At 59.3% G+C, this 18386-nt stretch carries 10 protein-coding genes; 4 read left to right on the top strand and 6 right to left on the bottom strand.

The genetic code is table 11. From position 1 onward, the window contains the following. Positions 1-1419: tetratricopeptide repeat protein (locus HMPREF1136_RS10270; protein WP_009648065.1), on the top strand; the 1419-nt coding region annotated here is incomplete at its 5' end. A gap of 18 nt (positions 1420-1437) precedes the next feature. Here the strand turns inward: HMPREF1136_RS10270 and HMPREF1136_RS04010 are convergent. Further along, on the bottom strand, positions 1438-3246 hold the full coding sequence (locus HMPREF1136_RS04010; protein WP_232204171.1) for a type IV secretory system conjugative DNA transfer family protein: 1809 nt from the start codon (positions 3244-3246) through the stop codon (positions 1438-1440). Positions 3247-4179: 933 nt separating this feature from the next. On the opposite strand from HMPREF1136_RS04010, the gene HMPREF1136_RS04015 reads away from it, so the two are divergent. The 3 genes from HMPREF1136_RS04015 (at position 4180) to HMPREF1136_RS10275 (ending at position 9142) form a co-directional block, all read left to right on the top strand. Further along, the gene (locus tag HMPREF1136_RS04015) at positions 4180-6015 is read left to right on the top strand and encodes a hypothetical protein (RefSeq protein ID WP_009648059.1); all 1836 of its coding nucleotides are present in this window, start codon (positions 4180-4182) and stop codon (positions 6013-6015) included. Further along, positions 6008-7477, top strand: a complete 1470-nt coding sequence (locus HMPREF1136_RS04020) for a hypothetical protein (protein WP_156791836.1) — start codon at positions 6008-6010, stop codon at positions 7475-7477. Before HMPREF1136_RS04015 ends, HMPREF1136_RS04020 begins: the two co-directional genes overlap by 8 nt. 384 nt (positions 7478-7861) lie before the next feature. After that, positions 7862-9142, top strand: coding sequence for an AAA family ATPase (locus HMPREF1136_RS10275; RefSeq protein WP_198002808.1), 1281 nt, complete (start codon positions 7862-7864; stop codon positions 9140-9142). Positions 9143-9213: 71 nt separating this feature from the next. On the opposite strand, the gene HMPREF1136_RS04030 is transcribed toward HMPREF1136_RS10275, so the two are convergent. The 5 genes from HMPREF1136_RS04030 to gndA all read right to left on the bottom strand — a co-directional run bounded on the left by HMPREF1136_RS04030 (position 9214) and on the right by gndA (position 18314). After that, entirely contained in the window at positions 9214-10752 is a 1539-nt protein-coding gene (locus HMPREF1136_RS04030) for a hypothetical protein (RefSeq protein ID WP_009648060.1), read from the bottom strand. Between the two features lie 156 nt (positions 10753-10908). Continuing rightward, the gene (locus HMPREF1136_RS04035) at positions 10909-12204 is read right to left on the bottom strand and encodes an OmpA family protein (protein WP_156791837.1); all 1296 of its coding nucleotides are present in this window, start codon (positions 12202-12204) and stop codon (positions 10909-10911) included. A 380-nt stretch (positions 12205-12584) separates the two neighbouring features. Continuing rightward, positions 12585-13805 (bottom strand): hypothetical protein, encoded by a 1221-nt coding sequence (locus HMPREF1136_RS04040; RefSeq protein ID WP_009648051.1) that lies wholly within the window; start codon positions 13803-13805, stop codon positions 12585-12587. A gap of 428 nt (positions 13806-14233) precedes the next feature. Continuing rightward, on the bottom strand, positions 14234-16702 hold the full coding sequence (locus HMPREF1136_RS04045; protein ID WP_009648066.1) for a transglycosylase domain-containing protein: 2469 nt from the start codon (positions 16700-16702) through the stop codon (positions 14234-14236). Between the two features lie 145 nt (positions 16703-16847). After that, on the bottom strand, positions 16848-18314 hold the full coding sequence (gene gndA / locus HMPREF1136_RS04050) for an NADP-dependent phosphogluconate dehydrogenase (RefSeq protein ID WP_009648058.1): 1467 nt from the start codon (positions 18312-18314) through the stop codon (positions 16848-16850). Positions 18315-18386 lie beyond the last annotated feature (72 nt).

The raw sequence follows: 18386 nt of genomic DNA on the forward strand, positions 1-18386 counted from the left end.
AAGCCAGCCGATGCCGAGCCCCTCTACCGCCAAGCACTCACCCTCTACCAGACGGCTCCAAAAACTGAACGCAACCAGGCCGACTGCCTACACAACCTCGCCACCGCCCTCACGCACATGGGCAAGCCAGCCGATGCCGAGCCCCTCTACCGCCAAGCACTCACCCTCTACCAGACGGCTCCAAAAACTGAACGCAACCAGGCCGACTGCCTGTTCAACCTCGCCACCACACTGCGCGATCTAGGCAAGCCAGCCCAAGCCGAGCCCCTCTACCGCCAAGCACTCACCCTCTACCAGACGATCCCTGGAACCGAGAATGAACAGGTCACCTGCCTGTTCAACCTCGCCAATACCTTACACAATCTGGGTAGGAGTGTTGAGACTGAGCCGTTGTATCGGCAAGCAATCCAGCTCTGCGAGAGCATCGACGGGACGGAACAGGTACACGCTTCTTGCCTGCGCAACCTAGCTTCCATCCTCACCACAAAAGGCGACGGACACCTACGCGAAGCACTCACTCTCTACCACCAAGCACTCACCCTGTACAAAACCCTCACCGACAGCGACATCGACCAAGCCCACTGCCTCACCCAACAAGGCCTCATCACCACACACCTTGGACACCTAGCCGACGCCGAAACCTACTACCACCAAGCACTCACCCTGTACAAACACACCAACACACCCATCGAACACGCTACCTGCCTCCAACATCTGGCCAACTGCCTATCCCACATGCCCAACCGCACCACCGACACCCTCAAAACCCTAGACAACGCACTCGACATCCTCACCCACACCAACAAATCCGAAACAGCAACCCAACGCCTCAACATCCTCCTCTCTCTCACCCACACCCACCTGATCACCGGCGACCACTTCCTCGCACATATTCACGCCAACGCAGCACTCGACCTATGCACCAACATCAACCAAACTGACACACACAGAGCACACTTCACCTACGCCGCCGTCCTCCAGGCCAAAGCCAATACAACCACCAACACCAAACACCAGAAAGACCTCCTCACCCAAGCACTCACACACGCCCTGCCCACAGCCCTACTCAACGACGAATACCGCTACCAGCTCTCCTCCCCCGCCAAACGACGCGCCTGGATCACCAACCGCGCCCAACCCTCCATGAACCAAGCCCTCGACATCGCCGCACGCCTGGGCGACGCCCCCCTCGTGGCCGAACTGGTTGCCAAATGGCGTATGGTCGGCTCCCTCGCCGCCATGCCCGCGGCCCGCAACAGCGATGATCCCCTACTCACAATGGTGCCCAACTCCACCCCAGAACCAGACGAATCCCTCACCCGAACGCCCGGCCCCAACCTCGTCCTGCCCCACCCACGCGCCACGCCCCTCTACCAGCACCCCACAATCGCAGACCGCCCCCGCGCCCACTACCGGTAGGAATCACCAGGCACCACATCAGGACCGATCGGATGCAGCCACATCTGAGTTCTGTGCGCGCTTCTCGAGCCACTCCTCCAAATAGGAGCGGGTACCCCGATCAGAGCCATACCCGCTATCGGAAACCGGCGCACCCCCCGCGCTCCTCTGATGCTCACGGGCATGACGTACCACGTCCTCGGCCTGCTTGGGCTGTATCCCTGCAAACGGATCCATCAGGCGGGCGCGCGACTGGGCGCACACACGCTCCAAGCCGTGAACGACCGGAGCACCATTGATGGACCCGCGTTGCACCTGCTCATTGTGATCCACCAGCAGCGTGAACGCCTGTGTCTGACCGTGCCGCGTCGCCAGCGTCGCCGCCGCGCTCAGGTTCGGAAGCCTGCTCAACGACCCGCCCGACCAGGTCCCCAAACGCTCCGCGACCTCGATCGCGTCACAAATCGACGTCCTGAACGCGATCACCGAAGAGGCATTGCCATCCAACGCGTCACGCAAGCTCGGGGTGAGCTGCCCCATGTGCTGGTGTGCCAGCGCCAATGCCAGTCCAAACTTGCGTCCCTCCGCCAGCATCTCGCTCAACAGCGACTCCTGGAACAGGTGAGCCTCGTCAACCACGACGTGGAACGGCTTATCGCCCGGGCAACGCTCCGGCATAGCCAGCGCAATTTTGCTCAGCCACATCATTCCCAGCATCTGCGCCTGATCTCGACCAATCCGAGGCGCCGATAAGTCCACGAGCACGATCCCGTTAGATGCCATGACCTCACGAATATCCAGGGCATCAGCCCCCGTCCCCAGCACACCTCGCATCACGGGATGACGCACGAGCCTTTCAAACTTCGAAGCCGACCAGGCAATCACCTCAGCAAAGTCACTGGATTTATTTCCGAGCAGCTCCTTCCGGATGCTTTTTGCCAGAACCGGATCAACCTCCCAGACAGACTCCATGACAAGCTTCAGCAGCCCCTCGTCGGTGAGCAGTAGCGGAATCAGCGTGATCGGAAGATCCGCACCAAACAGATAGTGCAACGCCGAGGCGAGCTGGCGGAAAATACGCTCGAAACGCGGCCCAACAATGCCGGTTCGCTTCGGATCCAGGATCAGGTAGAGCATCTCGAGAAACTCCGAACACACCGTGTCAAAGTCCCCGCAATGAAACAAGTTCACGGGCACAGGATGCGCCGCATCCGCGCAGTCGATAAACAGGCAACGATCCAGCGCCTCCTCGGGCAGCTCGTCCGCGATGCGACGCACCAATTGCCCGTGGGGGTCCAAAACAATACCTCCTCTACCTGACATCGCGAACGAATGGACTAGGGACGCCGCGAGCGTCGACTTCCCGGTCCCCGAACCCCCAACAATCTGAAGGTGCTGCAAGGACCCTTCAACACTCAACTGGACATCGCTCATCGCACCCGTCGCAGTGATCGCGGCCCCCACGCGCATTCCCCCGACCTCGCACACCATCGCCTGGTCAGACAGAGGAACACTGTCGATCACGGCTTCCGCGACGGGGACACCGATAACCCGCGCGCTCGTGCCTGCCAGAGGAAGTCGCGCGAACGCCCGCACCAGTCCCTCGGGCTGAGCCGCACCGACCAGAGCATCCAGCCCACTCCACACGCTCTGCGCGACGCACTCGTCCACGTCCCGACGCCGCGCGCCATTCACCCAGTCGCGCATCGCGATCCACAGGCGAGCGGGAATGCCCTGAAGATCGTCCGACCCGAGAAAGACACGCAGCCGCATAGGCCTACCCAGGTACGAGCCGACCTCGCCGCCGGCACGGAGACGCTCAGTAGAGGTAAAGATCTCCTCCACCATCGCGGCCTCCAAAGGACTGGCGTTAGCAAGACGCACTTTCACGTATCCACCGACTTCGTTGAGAATCCCCAGGAGAAGCTGCGAATCTGATGGCTTCGGGAAGGGCCACGTTGGCATCAGCTCACCCACAGGTAGCCGCTCGGCTATGCGAGACGACCAGAGCGAAGAGCCTCCTCTGGCGCAGTCCTCCTTGGGCGGGAGGGCCGCGAGAACCTCACACACGTGCGCGGGGCACGAGGCCTGGGATACCTCGGCCGACTCCCATTCGTGTACGTTGCGGCCAACCCAGGCCAGGTCTGACCCGAAGGATGCTCCCACGCCCGTCGCCTCCAGCTCAATAGAAACCAGGCCATCGGCGTCCCCCCGCCAGGTAATCGACACGCTGGCATCCGCTGGCTGTGCCTGGATCAGAGCCAGTAGACGATTCGTAACGACCTGAGCGACCTCTTCAGAGTCCTCTGTGCGCCGCAACTGACGCAGACGCCAGACCTTGGGTTCCAGATGGTGGGACGTCTCAATCTCAGGCCTGTCGCCCCTGTGCGGCCACTCAGATTCCGTGTTCACAACAGCTCCTTCCACTCGCTGTCCACCGATGACAGTCGTGATACTTCACGCCAATCTATAGAGACGGAACAACACGCCTCAATATGAGTACAGGTCACCCACTGCGTGTTATTCCGCCCTCCCTTCCGTCTATTCATGATGTCAGCAGAAAGGAGGTTGATGATGGCTCAGCAGAAACCGTGCAAGTGGTGCCTTGGCACCGGACGATCGTGGTCCGTTTACGTCAAGGCCTACGTCGTCTGCGACGCCTGCAAGGGCAGCGGGAAGGCGTGAAACTCGGGTGGTGGGGGCTTGTCCCCCTCCACCCGATCACAGTCGGGGCAGTGGGGCTGCTACTATTCGTGTAGTTTCATCTGCCGGAGGTCACCGATGATCGAACGCCATCCTGATACCAAGGAATACCCCACGATCTACGAGTCCTGGCCGAAAAGAGACCCACGCCTGGAAGACGTCGTCACTCGCATCTTCAAGGCGAGCATCCTCCCGCAGTACCAGGAACGGTGCCTCATACTGAAGCTCGACCATCATGCTTCGATAGACACCTGGTTTGACGCGAAGAGGGACACCCTCAGGACTAGCTTTCGTCGTTCTATCTTGCCCCCAGTACTGGGCCAACTTCCTGATGGACTGACACAGAAAATGCTCGTCAAAGCAGATACACGTCTAAACAAGGAACATGGTGAGTACATCATCCACGGGATTTATGATGCGCGACACCTAATCGTACGTATCATGATCTGGTCAGATTGCCTGTATGCCTACTGGCTCACTGAAATACCTCATGACAAAAGTGTACGAAAAGACGATCAGAAACGGCGAATCATCACCAGCGTGTTCCACGCCCTTAAAGAGCCGCAAGATGGCGTTGAGATCGTCCCGTGGCCAGATGACATCGAGGACTTCTCTGACGTGTACGCCCACATCATGCGCACTGCTCCCACCTTCTCAAAAGCAGATGTCGATAAGCGTATTGACGAACGAGAGGAAGAGTTGAACGTGCGGATCGAGCGCCAGTGGCGGCATCTGCCGGATCATCCCCGCGCAATCGAGCAGCCGATCCATCATTTCGTCACGTACTTCACCGATCAATCCGACTGTCAATTGACGATGGTCAACGATGCTCACTGGGAGAGCCAGTGGGTCATGCTCCAGTCAGATCCCACTCCTCTTCAGATCTACTTGGCCACCATCGCGGGGACTGAAAGATCGGGTCTGACCGAAAAGGTCGAGACCAGTTCGCTCGCCTGCCCCCCAAAGGCGAAACACGCGGGTGGGTTGTCACCAGATGTTCGTTCCACTGTGTTCCTACCTGCCCCACTCAACGAATCCTTGCAGGAGAGGATCGGACACGCACTTCAAAACAAGACTCTTCCCACGTACTGGGAGAAGGTGGATGATCTACTGGACGCTAGCGCCGATCTTGCCTCCACCTGGTGTGGGCTGACCAACGTCAAGTCGCTTCTGTGCCTGGCCGCAGCATGCCGATTTGGCCCTATTATCAGCCACTACATTGAGGCAAAACCGCACGACACTAAAGAAAAGAAAAAAGGAACTCAAGAGAAGGAAAAAGGAAACCCTCCATCGGCTCTATCAATCGCCAGCAAGTTCCTGAGGCAATGGGACAAGCAGGTGTACAGAATCCAACAGGTGAAAGATGGAGAAATGGACCCCGAGACCCGAAAGGAGCTAAACGTTACGAATTTCCCAATCACAGAGTATGTGGATTCCGGATTCGTTAAACACGTATGGAGGCGCCTGCATTTCAACGAACTCAAGGGAACGGAAGCGTATAATCTGGAAAATTTCGGCGCATTCATGTCGATTACAATTGATCAATTTGTCAAACTCATCGTACGTCATAGGTTCAAATTAGATAGGGCCGATTCCACACCCGCTCGCAACGCCAATAACACCAGCACCTACACCCCCGATCAGAACCTGGAAACACTCAAGCAGTTGCGACAGAACAACGATCCAGAGGGAGTTGGCTCACAGTTAGACCAGCTTTTTCGCTCAGCTGCCGTATACGTGACATGCCCTTCGCAGGAACAGCCCGAAGCCCGCGAACGGCTCGCCACAGCATGGGATGACGCTCTCACACTGACAGAAACTCACAATTCACGTGCCCACAAGGCAATGTTGTCACAGGGAATGGACGGATTCATGAGAGCCGTTCAACAGCTTCAAAAGGACCACAATGTCTAACTCATGCACCCTACATACCGGCCAATCGACAGACGGTCGCCCAACCATCGGCACAACACAACGACCCCTCACAGAGTCGTTGTATACCGTTCCCATCGAACTCGATGGCGGCACCATGTTGATCACCACCACGATCAACGTTCCCCACACAACCGAGCGGCTCCCGCTACCCGACTTCACCATGGTCTTCGACGAGGCTAAGCTGCCCACCTGGGTAGATGCCCTGTTCGGCGAAGACGCGGCTGACATCTTCTTCGATACGCTCACAGTCCCTTCGCCGCAACCGAGAACCATCCCCCTCACCCTGTCTGACCTCGCCACAGATCACCTACGCGCAATGGCCCGTTATGCAGAAGGGCTGTGGATCCGACGCTACTGGCCAGCCACAAGAGAAATTCCCATCGAAGACGAGGACGAGTCGTCCCCCCAAACCCACACAGACCTCGGATACGAGGCAATCCCAGCAACCAGCACTTTCCTCACCGACCTCGAACTGGTTGCCCTCGCCGCAGACTCGTTCCTTCGTCCCTTGCTCGGCAATTCCCCCCTCATTGCTACCGTCACCAGTCTCCGATTCGACGACGCCGCACTCATCTTTGACACACGCGAGCGTATTGCTCCGCGATATCGCCCCCTCGTCCTGGAAATCCTCCGCCGATTCTTCGACCTCGCGTCCGACGAGGAATACGACGCTTGCCTCGAAGATCCCACCGCACTGGCAATCGCCACTGAAGCACTCAACACACTTGATGAGGAATTGGAGGCGCACCAACTCGTCGAGAGCACGCCCGCAAACGTCTTCTACATCGTCCCCTTCGAGCTCGGCTGTCCCCCCGACATCGCTGAGGATGATTTGGCGTTAGCCGCAGGCTCCAGCGACCAGCAACAAGGTAGTTTCGACACCCAGGGTGCATCATGGGAAACCGTCATCGATTGGATGAAGAACACCCATTGCCTGTTCGATCCCGCACAACGCGCGCAATGCGTCTCAAGGTATACGCAGGGCAACGGATTTGTGGTGACAGTCAGCGCGCCCCTCGTTGAGGCATTTCCTGAAGGGGTGGAACCCGAGCTCGCATATGCGCGCATCACATGGGAGGACACCGCTGAACCCATAGTCTTCCCTCTCCATCTCAACGCTGAAAGAACAAAGATGGAAGGTTCTGGACAGGTACCCGGACGCCCCACCTCGATAGACGTGGTTTCTGTGGATGACCCCGGCCCCGTAGCACACCCCAGCGAATGCTACGCCATCGAGGAGGACCAAGAGCATGCCCTTGATGGAGCCTCGGCACGCATTCGCGAATGCCGCCTCAGCGAGAACAGCATCGACGAGTACTCATGGACACCGCCAGAGACTCCCCATAGCTTCCCGTGGCTATGCGAGCTGGTCGCAGCCTTCCAAAAGCCTTCAATTATGAGACCAACCAAACCAGAGGAGGGTGCTGGCCTCTGGGAGTAAGTGGTGATTCGGGAGGTATCGCTTCCGTCTACTCATAGTATGGACAGACACAAAGATTCCTCCAACTCCATCATCCTTATTCCCGGTGAATCATCCGCCACCGATTCCCCTTCCTGGTTGACAGCGACGACGGAACACGTCCTCACACGCTCACCCTCAAGCCTCGCACTTATCATCCCCGACGAGGCCTCGGTGCTCGACATTGCGCGAAGAATCGCCGACACTGCACAAACCCTCACCCAGGAGCGTCATGTTCGAACCTCTGCGGCGCTGCTGATCCGAAAAAACGCGAAGCGCGCCGACGCAATCCAAGCGATCCACGCCATTCCGGGACGCATTGCGCTGATCTTCGAACCCCATGACGTCTACCTGCAATCGGACAGCATGACGAAGCCTCTGTGGCATGTTGCCACAGAAGAGGGCCTTCCCCTGATCATCGTGATTCCTCACAGCGAGTGGGAGGAACTGTGCAGCGAAGAGCGTGATGAGAGCCTACCCGCCGGGACGACCGTCATCCACATGGCCCATTCGGTATGCCACCACGAGATCCGCACCCACCTGCTTCGTGAAGCAAAAGAACTCGAAACCTTCCACGGGGTGACGATTCCCTCCGAGACGATCGACGCGGCGGCCGACGCCGTCCCACACGGACGAGACCAGGCCCAGCCTCTCCTCGGCACACACCTGCTCGATCTATGGTCAGCTAGGGCCTCCATGCACGGCCAGGACCTCGTCAAATCGCCCGAATCCTCCCGATCAGGCAGCCCCCACCTCAGCAGCCTCGTCGAACACCTGCGCAAAACGGTCAGGGGACAGGACGAGGCCATCCACACGCTCGCTCAACAGGTGTGCCTGGGGCGCAACGGCCTTCGCATGCGAGCAGACAGGGTATCGAGCGCGGTCTTACTGACGGGAACCACAGGCACAGGGAAGACTCTCCTGGCACAGCAGCTAGCCTCGTTCCTGGGCACCGATCAACTGATTCGCGTCGACATGGCGGCACTCAACTCCGATCATCTCAGCGCGACGCTCCTGGGAGCGCCTCCGGGATACGTCGGCAGTCAGGAAAGGAACGGATGGCTCACAACGAGGATTCAGGAGACCCCCAGAGGAGTTCTTCTCTTTGACGAGGTCGAAAAGGCAAGCCCCGCCATATGGATGCCCCTCTTGCTGGAGCTTCTCGGCAGCGGGACACTCACCGACTTTTCTGGGCGAACAGTCGATTGTCGGGGTTTGGACGTGATTCTCACGGCGAACATCGGCGCGGAAGAGATGACGAGGAATCCTACCGGATTCGGAGAACGCGTGGATCCCCTTCACGCGACACACAAGTCAGTCAGGGACTCAATGCCTCCCGAGGTCTACAACCGCCTCGATGCCGTCGTCGTTATGAATACCCTCGATGACATCAGACTCGGAGCGATTCTCGATGACTGTCTCGCCCACGCGATCGAGACATCGGCGCAGATCGGCTATCAGCTACGTATCAGCGATGGGGCGCGCGAGCGCATGCTGCGGCAGGCAGCCACATGGCCAGACGGGGCCCGACGCCTTCACCGAGAAATAGAAACGTCGATCTTTACACAGCTACTCACCCTGACACCGGGCGCATACCGGCTCGATAGTGGAGAGAAGGGAGGATTCCACATGAATCTAGATCAATGACAACACTGCCCTGACTCAATGACAACAAGGCTCGGGACTCGCCTGTTGGCGAGTCCCGAGCAACCTATGTGTCAGGCGCGTGCCGCGCGCTTTGCGCGGCTACCGCGCCGAGCACGCTTAGCCTTGCGCAACTCCTTCTCCTTCTCCACTTCTTGCTCCCACTTTTCCCAGTACGCTTCAAGCTCCTTCTTGCGCTCCTCATCAGCCATTGCTTGATCCCACAGGAGGAGAGCTTCCTGGCGTGATTCCTCACCTGCTCCCATCACTGCCTCGACGCCAGTAACAAAGGCCCGCTTGCGCGACTCCTTCTTTCCGGCCCGCTTCAGCAAGGCACCCACGTACGTCGCCCTCATCAGTTCCCTGATCAAGGTGCCGAGTTCCTGCTCATCACTAGCGTCACCCTCAAAGAAATCAGATTGTCCGAGACCCTCGTCGCATTCATCCCCGCTGTCGTCATCGTTTCCCAGTTCAACGTCGTCGTCGTTTCCCAGTTCAACGTCGTCATCGTTTCCCTGTTCAATGGACAACTGCCGCTCGTTAATCGAGTCGCGACTCTTGTCGTAGTACCGGGACACATTCTCCTCCTTCATCCCATGAATGAAGAGGTTGCTCCAGATGTGCTCATTGAACTTCGGACTGGTGGCCCGCAGCTCACTGATACCGTTACGCACAGCAGCGCGAATCCCCGGAAGATCATCGTTCGACATACCTACTGCCTCGAGCCACTTATCATCCTCAGACAGGCTATTGCACACCTTATCGAACTCAATATCCCAACGTCTGGGCTTAACGCCACCAACCTTGTATGCCAGCTCACGGACAATCGGCGTCAGGCGAGGATCATCAACTTTCACATTTTTCACCAGGTCCTGTGGCCTCGTATGAAGCTCCAGGGACTTGCGAACCTCGCGACCCCAATCAGAGATCATCGATGACTTGGAAGAATTGAAGAATTTTGTAGTAGCGTCTTCAGACGCCGCATATTCACGATTGAGCTTACACACCCATTGTACCCACACAGTGTAAAAGGGACCCTCGCAATCACTCTGGGACTCTTGGACCCCCTTAAACCCCTTCCACGACTCATCGTTCATCAACTTCCAGAAAATGCTGGGATTCTGACACCCGCAGGTACCACCGTTGTGGGCCATCCTACGAGGGTAAAATCCCCTCTTCCACATCGCCGTCATCATCTTCGAGTAAAACTCGTAGCAACGCACCGGAATCACGGATCCATTCATAGTGAAACCGAGTCGGCGCATCTGATCAACCTGTTCCTTCTTGACAACGAGCACCATCTGCACAGACTTTCCCTCGTCATCAACCAACGGGCACATCCAGAACGTTGCAGCGCGTTCTTGCAGCGAGTAGTCGAAGCGCCGGGCTTTACTCTCCTCACTCTTAGAATCCTCCTTGTCGCTCTTAGCGGCCTCCTTGATGCGCTTGATTTCCTTCCAACGTGCATCGAGCTCATCGACCACTTCTTGAACGCGCGCAACCAGCTCGTTCAACTCTTCCTTGCCTGCCCGAGGTAGACATCCCGCCTCCTCCATCGCGGCCAGGTTCAGCATCCGCTCAATCTCCCGCGCGGTAATGATGTACTTGTTCATGATCGTCCTTCCAGTCGGGAGGGGAAGTTCCCTCGTCTCTCCTGGGCGCTCCGCACAGGGATTGGAAGGGTGGCGATCAACAGAAAGCACGCGCGTGCCCCCGGGGATACAACCCCCGGGGGCACGCATCTGATTACGGGTGTTTTCTGCAGAAAATCAAGGTGCTTGGATGATGACGCGCCTGTTGACAGCCATCAGTTCTTCGATGGGAGTTCCATCTGCATTGGTGTCGACGACCTGATGCGGGCACTCATAACCAAGACCTGTGATAGATGTCACTTTTACTCCGTTGTTCTCGAGGAGACCTGCAACGACCTCCGCTCGCCGTTCAGACAAGTCCTGCCGATGCTCCGCGGTTCCCCACGAACTCGTACAGCCGGTGACGCGCACCTCGCTCACACCACTGCTTCGAATCTGCGCAGCAGCCTCCTGAATGCGAGACTTCACAACCTCCTCGTTACGCAGCACGTCGACGTCTGCCTCGAAACCGACCTCGGTATCCGGCAAGGACACCTCAAGGGACGGTGCCGCGCCCAATTCGAAAGCGCCTACCGGAACGGGAGTTACCTCAGGAACAGCCGGCAGATCGTCGCCGGTAACCTTCATCATCGGCGCATCATCGAAGACTACTTCTCCGTTGGCCGCTGCAATCAGCTTCGTCCACAGGCTCTTGAGACGGTTTTTTGCCGCCGTGTCGAGAAGTGGCTGAGGTTCCTCGACGCTACCAAGGCCAAACCAACGGACGGTCACACCCGTCAAGTCGGGCAGTGTGCCAGCACTGCGCATGCGCTCGATCATCGCGTCGACGTCAGCATGTGGTTCAAGCAGACCCGTATTCTGGAAGGCCATTGCACCAGCCGTAGACACACCGGAATCCACAACCAGGATCGTACGATCACCAGACCCATGAGCCAACGAACTCGCCGCGAGGGACAGCGCGGACAACATATCCGACTCAGGCTTTTCTGCGGGGGTCAGCATGGCCGCCAGAACAGAAACCTCGTAGGTTCGCCGCTCCTTTTTTCGAGCGTTACTGTTCCGCGCCTTGCTGGTCGAATCAATGCTGACGACCAGGCGCGGGACCCCGTCAGCGCTAATGATGTAGAAGGTGCTGCCCATGTGGTCGTCGATCGCGGAGGTGATCTGCTCGGAGGACAGGAGGTCAAAGCTCTGCTGGTTGGAGCGATTCGATGCAATAATCGCAACGGAACCGCTATTCGCACCAGAATTGGCGCTATCGTCGCAGGCCGACAAGGTTAGACCAACGATGGAACAGACGACGATGGACAGGACAGTGGTGATGTATCGGCGCATGCGCCGAATGTGTGTGTTTCTCATACTGATAAGAGACGGAAGACGCTTCTCCGAATAATCACACCAATATCCAACATGTGAGATCGAAACGAGGTGGCCGGGCACCCCGGCAGGGGATGCCCGGCCACGATCACTCACGGACTAGTTCTGCGCCATGCAGTGCGGGCAGACAACGGTCACGTAGTTCCAACTACTGTTGGCCCAGAACGCACGGCCACAGCTCCGGCAGCGGTGGGCCTCAGTGTACGTACCCGTCCTGCGTGCGGACCCAATCTTGGTCGCCACGGTATTCACCTCCTTTCGATTCGTTAGTTTCGGAATGCCTCTACGGAAGCCAGTGATTCTCGTGGATCGGACACAGCCATCCCAGGAGACAGACGCCGCATCCAGTTGCTCTCCAGTTACCCTTGCAGGAAGGACACAGGGTCATGGGAACGTCGTCACACACCAGACATGCGGGACCGGGAGGATCCGGGTGCCTGCGCTTCCATACCCACTCCCACAGGCGAATCATGGTTTTACACCGCCCTCAGGGGACTAGGAGTGATAATTTGGGGATCCTGATCGCGATACGTATCCGCGACCGCCGACGTCGCATCGGGTGCCCCCATATCCTCCAAGAGGGCAATGTCGTATCGGCGACTCCGTTCTTCCGCACAAGGCTGGACCGCATCGATGTCCGCCGCCGTCTCCAGCTCGTACAGATCTTCCTTGGCGAGCAGCGACTCACAGCGACGACGAATGGAAACTTCCTTCTCGCGCGCTGCCTCGAGGCTCTTGTGAATCTTCTTGAGCTGGCCACGATACTTCAACAGCTCGTCGTACAGAGGTTCGTAACCCGCTGCTAACACTGCGGTAAAACTGATCGGCAATAGGAACGATACGACGAACAACACGATCGTCACTACAGGCAAGTTCATTCCGCCATCACTCAATCCCCCCGTATTCTCAAACAGTCGATACAAATATTGGGATGACGTTGCAGCATTCTGGCTCTGTTCTTCACTCAGATGAGAACTACGCAAATAAGCCAATAGAGCTGCGGTACTGCTTGCGAGAAGGATCGTGACAACATCCAGGAACACAGCCATGCGAACGCGGTGCAGCGCGTGCATTTCCCCAGCCGTATGTGCTGACATCAAAGGAATACACGCCAACAAGAGAGCGATCAACAGGGTAGAGAACATATCCGCGTTAAGAACACCCAGCGCACTGTAATCGAATGCAATCTCAGCGAACAGGATCACCAAAAGCACGGCATAAGACCGCCACCGCCGCCATCGCGACAAGGTGCGCGCTTCAGCAAGTCCGTCTCGCCCTTTCTTTTCGATCACGCGCGCTTCGGTCTCGTTAATATTGGCGACGATCCGCTCTTCTTTGGCCTCCAGGTTAGCTACCTTCGCCTGCGCCTTGTCCTCCTCAGCCAACGAGTTGGCGCGCAAATCCGAGTCAATGGACAGCGCTTTGATCAGGCGCTTCTTGAGCAGGGCGCAGTGCAGTTTGACCCAACTGTCCTGAGTCCTGTCGGGCAGACCAGGGTCATTGACCGTGTCAACGTCATGACACCCTGCCCGCACCTGCCTGGCCGCAGCCTGCTCGACCTCATTGATACCCATCTCGGGATACAACACCTCCGGCACCAGCGACATGGCGCTCTGGTGTACGATGTCCTGACTGGATTCAAGAACGTCGGTCTTCTTCGAGGAATTCGGTCCCCGTGCCTTCCACTTGTTGCGCATGTCTTAGATAGACGGAAGGAATCTCCAAAAAAGACACAACCCTTGCCTACCTCGCTCGCACACACGCACTTTTCATTGTGCTCGCGCGGAAACATCTGATTGTAAGGGCAAGTACATCGACTGTGGAGATTCCCTGTTCTCAGGGCCGTGAAGCTCCCGGCACGCTCTGCTCCGACGCAGCCACCAAGTAGCCAACCACCCGATTAGCGGCTCTTCGCATTTAAGGGTGTAGGAGGTGTCGAAGTGGATCGAGGCCAGAGGAGAGATACCCCGCACTCCCCGCTCAGAGAAGAACCCTGAGCGAGCGACCGCAGGACCGGATAGATAACCCCCCGCTCTTCCCACAGGCCTCCGACAGGTACGAGTGCGGGCCCCGAGGATCTCCTCGGGGCCCGCACTATGCGACTACCTACGCGGCAGTAGCAGTCTCATCGAATGTTGCCGCCGCCGTTGTTTCCACCGTTAGCGCCGCCGTTGTTATTGCCGTTGCCGCCACCGTGGTTTCCACCGTTGCCGCCACCGTTGTTGCCGCCGCCGTTGTTTCCACCGTTGCCGCCACCATTGTTGCCGCCGCCGTTGTTTCCACCGTTGCCGCCACCATTGTTGCCGCCGCCGTTGTTGCCGCCGTTCCCGTTGCCGTTCCCGTTGCCGTTTCCGTTCCCGTTGCCGTTTCCGTTCCCGTTGCCGTTTCCGTTGCCGTTCCCGTTGTTGGAATCCCTGGTCGGCTCATCGGAGGGAACTCCCGACTGAATCGGATTGTTCTCAGGCTCGTTCGAAGACTGCGGGGTGTCGATCGTGCTGGTGGGGAGCGGGATGGGCGAGTAGTTCTGACCCGGACGGTTCGAATCGACCTTCCAGGTGAAGTCGCTGCCCGGCAGATTCTTCGTCACAGGCTTCATGTACTTGATCCACACGTCCACCGGCCAGTCGCCGCCATGGAACTGGTCGAGACCACCAACGTCGTCCAGGGGCACCGAGTTACCGAGTTCATCCGACTGGTACATGGACACGGCCGTGACCATGCCGGGCACGAAACCAATGAACTGCGCCGACAACTGGTCGGAAGACGTACCGGTCTTGCCCGCCGTCACCAGGCGATCAATCGCCTGGTCGACATTGTTCGCGGTACCGTCGCCCTTCGTGACGGCCTCGAGGGCCGGCATGATGGACGACACCTCTTCGACATCGAACACACGGACTGGATCCACGTCGCCGCTGAAGAGCAGCTTGTTGCGGGAATCCTCGACCTTCTTGACGATGTGTGCGCTGACGCGCTCGCCACCGTTCGCGATCGTCGAGTAAGCGGTCGCCAAGTCGATGTTGTGCGGGGACGCCGAACCCAGGACGTTCAGAAGTTCATCGGTCAGGCCAAACGTATCCTCGGGAATACCCGCGTCGACCGCGGCCTGGAGGGTGTTCTTAGGCCCCACGTCGTCGTTAAGGGCCACGTAGGCCGTATTCATCGAATACTCGGTTGCACGCACCAGCGTCACGTTGTCGAAGGAATAGCCACCATCGTTCGCGACGGCCGTATCCAGGCCTTCGAAGTACTGCGGCGACTTACCCGAATAGATGTCATACACCGAGCCTCCCAGGCGCGCATTGGCCAGCAGGGCGAAGGGCTTGAAAGACGAGCCCGCCATCGCGATGTCCTGCGTGACCGCATTCTGCTGACGCTCGTCGAAATCCGGACCCGCGTACTCAGCGAAGATCTCACCAGTGGCCGGGTCCATGGAGGACAGTGCGACGTGCTGATACTTGGGATCCCAGCCACGGATCTTGTTCATGGACTCGGCGGCCTCGACGGCCTCATCCTGGTAGTCCTTGACGATCGTAGAGGTGATGCGCAGGCCGCCCTGGCTGATCTTGTCCTCATCGAACTGGCCGGAGGCCAGCAGCTCGGACTTAACCTGTGCCATCAGGTAGCCATTGGTGCCGGACATGGACTCGCTGTTGAGCGTGTCGGGGTCAATCGTCTCGGGGAACACCGCCGCATCCCTCTGGGCCTGCGTGATCCAGCCGTCCTCCACCATGAGATTCAGGTCGCGCTCCCAGCGCTCCTTCGCCTTCCCGGGGCTGATGGCGGGGTCCCACGCGGAGGGTGCGGGAATAACCGCGGCGATCAGCGCGGCCTCGGACAGGGTCAGGTCGGTTGCACCATGGCCGAAGTAGGCCTGCGCAGCAGCGTCGATGCCGTAGGCACCACGACCGAAGTAGATCGTGTTCATGTAGGCACCGATGACCTCGTCCTTGGACTTCTCACGGTTGATCTTGAGCGCGAGCACGGATTCCTTGAGCTTGCCACCGTAGGTATCCGTGGTCTTACCGACGAAGTATCGCTCAACGTACTGCTGAGTGAGGGTCGATGCACCCTGCCGTGCTCCGCCGCGCAGATTGTTGACGAGCGCGCGGAGGATACCCTTGACGTCAACGCCGGAGTTCGTGTAGAACGTGCGGTCCTCGGAGGCGACGATCGCCTTGGACACGTAGTCGGGAAGCTTGGTCGTGTCGATGATCTGCCTATTGATCTCGCCGAGGCTACCCATCTCGGTCGTGCCGTCCGCGTAGTAGACGGTCGTCTTCTGCGCGAGCGCCAGGTCAGCCGGCGCGGGCACGCTGAGCGTGTTGTACAGGTACAGAAACACGGCCATGCCGATGATAAAAAATCCCAGGAAGACGGTCAGGATTCCAAAGCCGATGCGCTTGGCCCAGCGGAAACGCTTCTTCTTGGGACCCTTCTTGTCACTCGACGAGGCCGTGGCGGCCTTCGTCGATGAGCCGGAGGCATGCGCAGAGTGCGACGGGCGACGCGGGGGCAGGTGTTCCTGCCCGGACGCGCTCTGGCTGCCCGGTTCGACGTTGCCGTTCCCGTTGTTCTTTCCGTTGCTAGTCGCCACGTGTTCGCCCTTTCAGCGGATTGTTGTACCTCTAGGTTAACCGTGTTTCCTGAAAGTTCACCACGGAATGGGCACAAACACGTTGGGGGTGGGTGCGCGTGATAGCGTACCCACCCCCGGATGTTTTTCCGTCAGTGCCCCCTGATCAGGACCACTGTTCCTCGGGACGACCATCGAGCGCCCACAGGGTGTGGAACACACCCTCCTTGTCTACCCGGCGGTAGGTATGGGAGCCGAAGAAGTCGCGCTGGCCCTGGATGAGGGCGGCAGGCAGGCGCGTCGCGCGGATCTGGTCGAAGTAGGCCAGGGACGAGGCGAACACGGGGATCGGAACGCCGGCGAGGGCCGCCTGGGACACGACGCGGCGCAGCGCGGGCGTGCACTCCTGGAAGCGGGTCGCAAACGGCTCTGCGGCCAGCAGCAGCGGCAGATCCGGGTCGGCCTCGTAGGCGCGGGTGATGTCGTCGAGGAAGGCGGCGCGGATGATGCAGCCCGCGCGCCAGATGCGAGCCAGGGCACCCTTGTCGATGCCCCACTCGTACTCGGAAGCCCCGGCCTCGATCTCGTCGAAGCCCTGCGAGTAGGCGACGATCTTGGAGGCGAAGAGCGCCTGGCGCACGTCCTCGATGAACGCAGCCCGGGCCTCGTCCGATTCGATGATGAGCGCGGAGGCGTTGCCCGCGAGCGTCTGCCCGGCTGCGCGCTGGGCGGGCTCGGAGGATGCGCCGCGCGCGAAGGTCGCCTCGCCGATAGCGGTGACGGGCACGGCCAGGTCGAGGGCGGTCTGCACCGTCCACTTACCGGTGCCCTTCTGGGAGGCGGCGTCCACGATGAGATCGACGAGCGGACGACCGGTTTCGGCGTCCACCTGGCGCAGGACCTCGACGGTGATCTCCATGAGGTAGGAGTTGAGCTCGCCCTCGTTCCAGGCGGCGAAAATGTCGGCAATCTCGGCCGGCGTCGCGCCCAGGCCCTCGCGCAGGAGGGTGTAGGCCTCGGCGATGACCTGCATGTCCGCGTACTCGATGCCGTTGTGCACCATTTTCACGAAGTGGCCGGCGCCGTTCGCGCCGATGTACGTACAGCAGGGCACGCCGTCGTAGGTGCCGGCGATGGCCTCGAACATGGGGCCGAGGCGGTCGTACGAGGCCGGGGTGCCGCCGGGCATGATGGAGGGACCCCACAGGGCACCCTCCTCGCCGCCAGAGACGCCCGCGCCGACGAAATGCAGGCCGCGCTCGGCGGCCCACTTCTCGCGGCGGATCGTGTCGGTGAACAGGGAGTTACCGCAGTCGACGATGATGTCGCCCTCGTCCATGAGGTCGGCGAGCTGGCCCATGACGGCGTCGGTCGAGGGGCCGGCCTGGACCATCATGATGGCGACGCGCGGGGTGCGAAGCGATGCGACGAAGTCCTCGAGCGTGGAGGCGGGCACGAAGGTGGCCTCGTCCCCGTGCTCGGCCATGAGCTTGTCGGTGCGCGCGGGCGTGCGGTTAAAGACGGCGGTCGCGTAGCCGTTGCGAGCCAGGTTGCGGGCGAGGTTCGCGCCCATGACTCCCAGGCCGTACACGCCGATGTCGGCGGAGGCCTTCTCGGGGGTAAACGTGCTCATGCGGTGACTCTCCTAACGTATAGGTCAGTTGTCACCAGAGTACGTCCGTGGCAGGTGGGGGTGCACCGCGCG

The organism is Actinomyces sp. ICM47, from assembly GCF_000278725.1.
In the GTDB taxonomy this organism is placed as follows: Bacteria; Actinomycetota; Actinomycetes; order Actinomycetales; family Actinomycetaceae; genus Pauljensenia.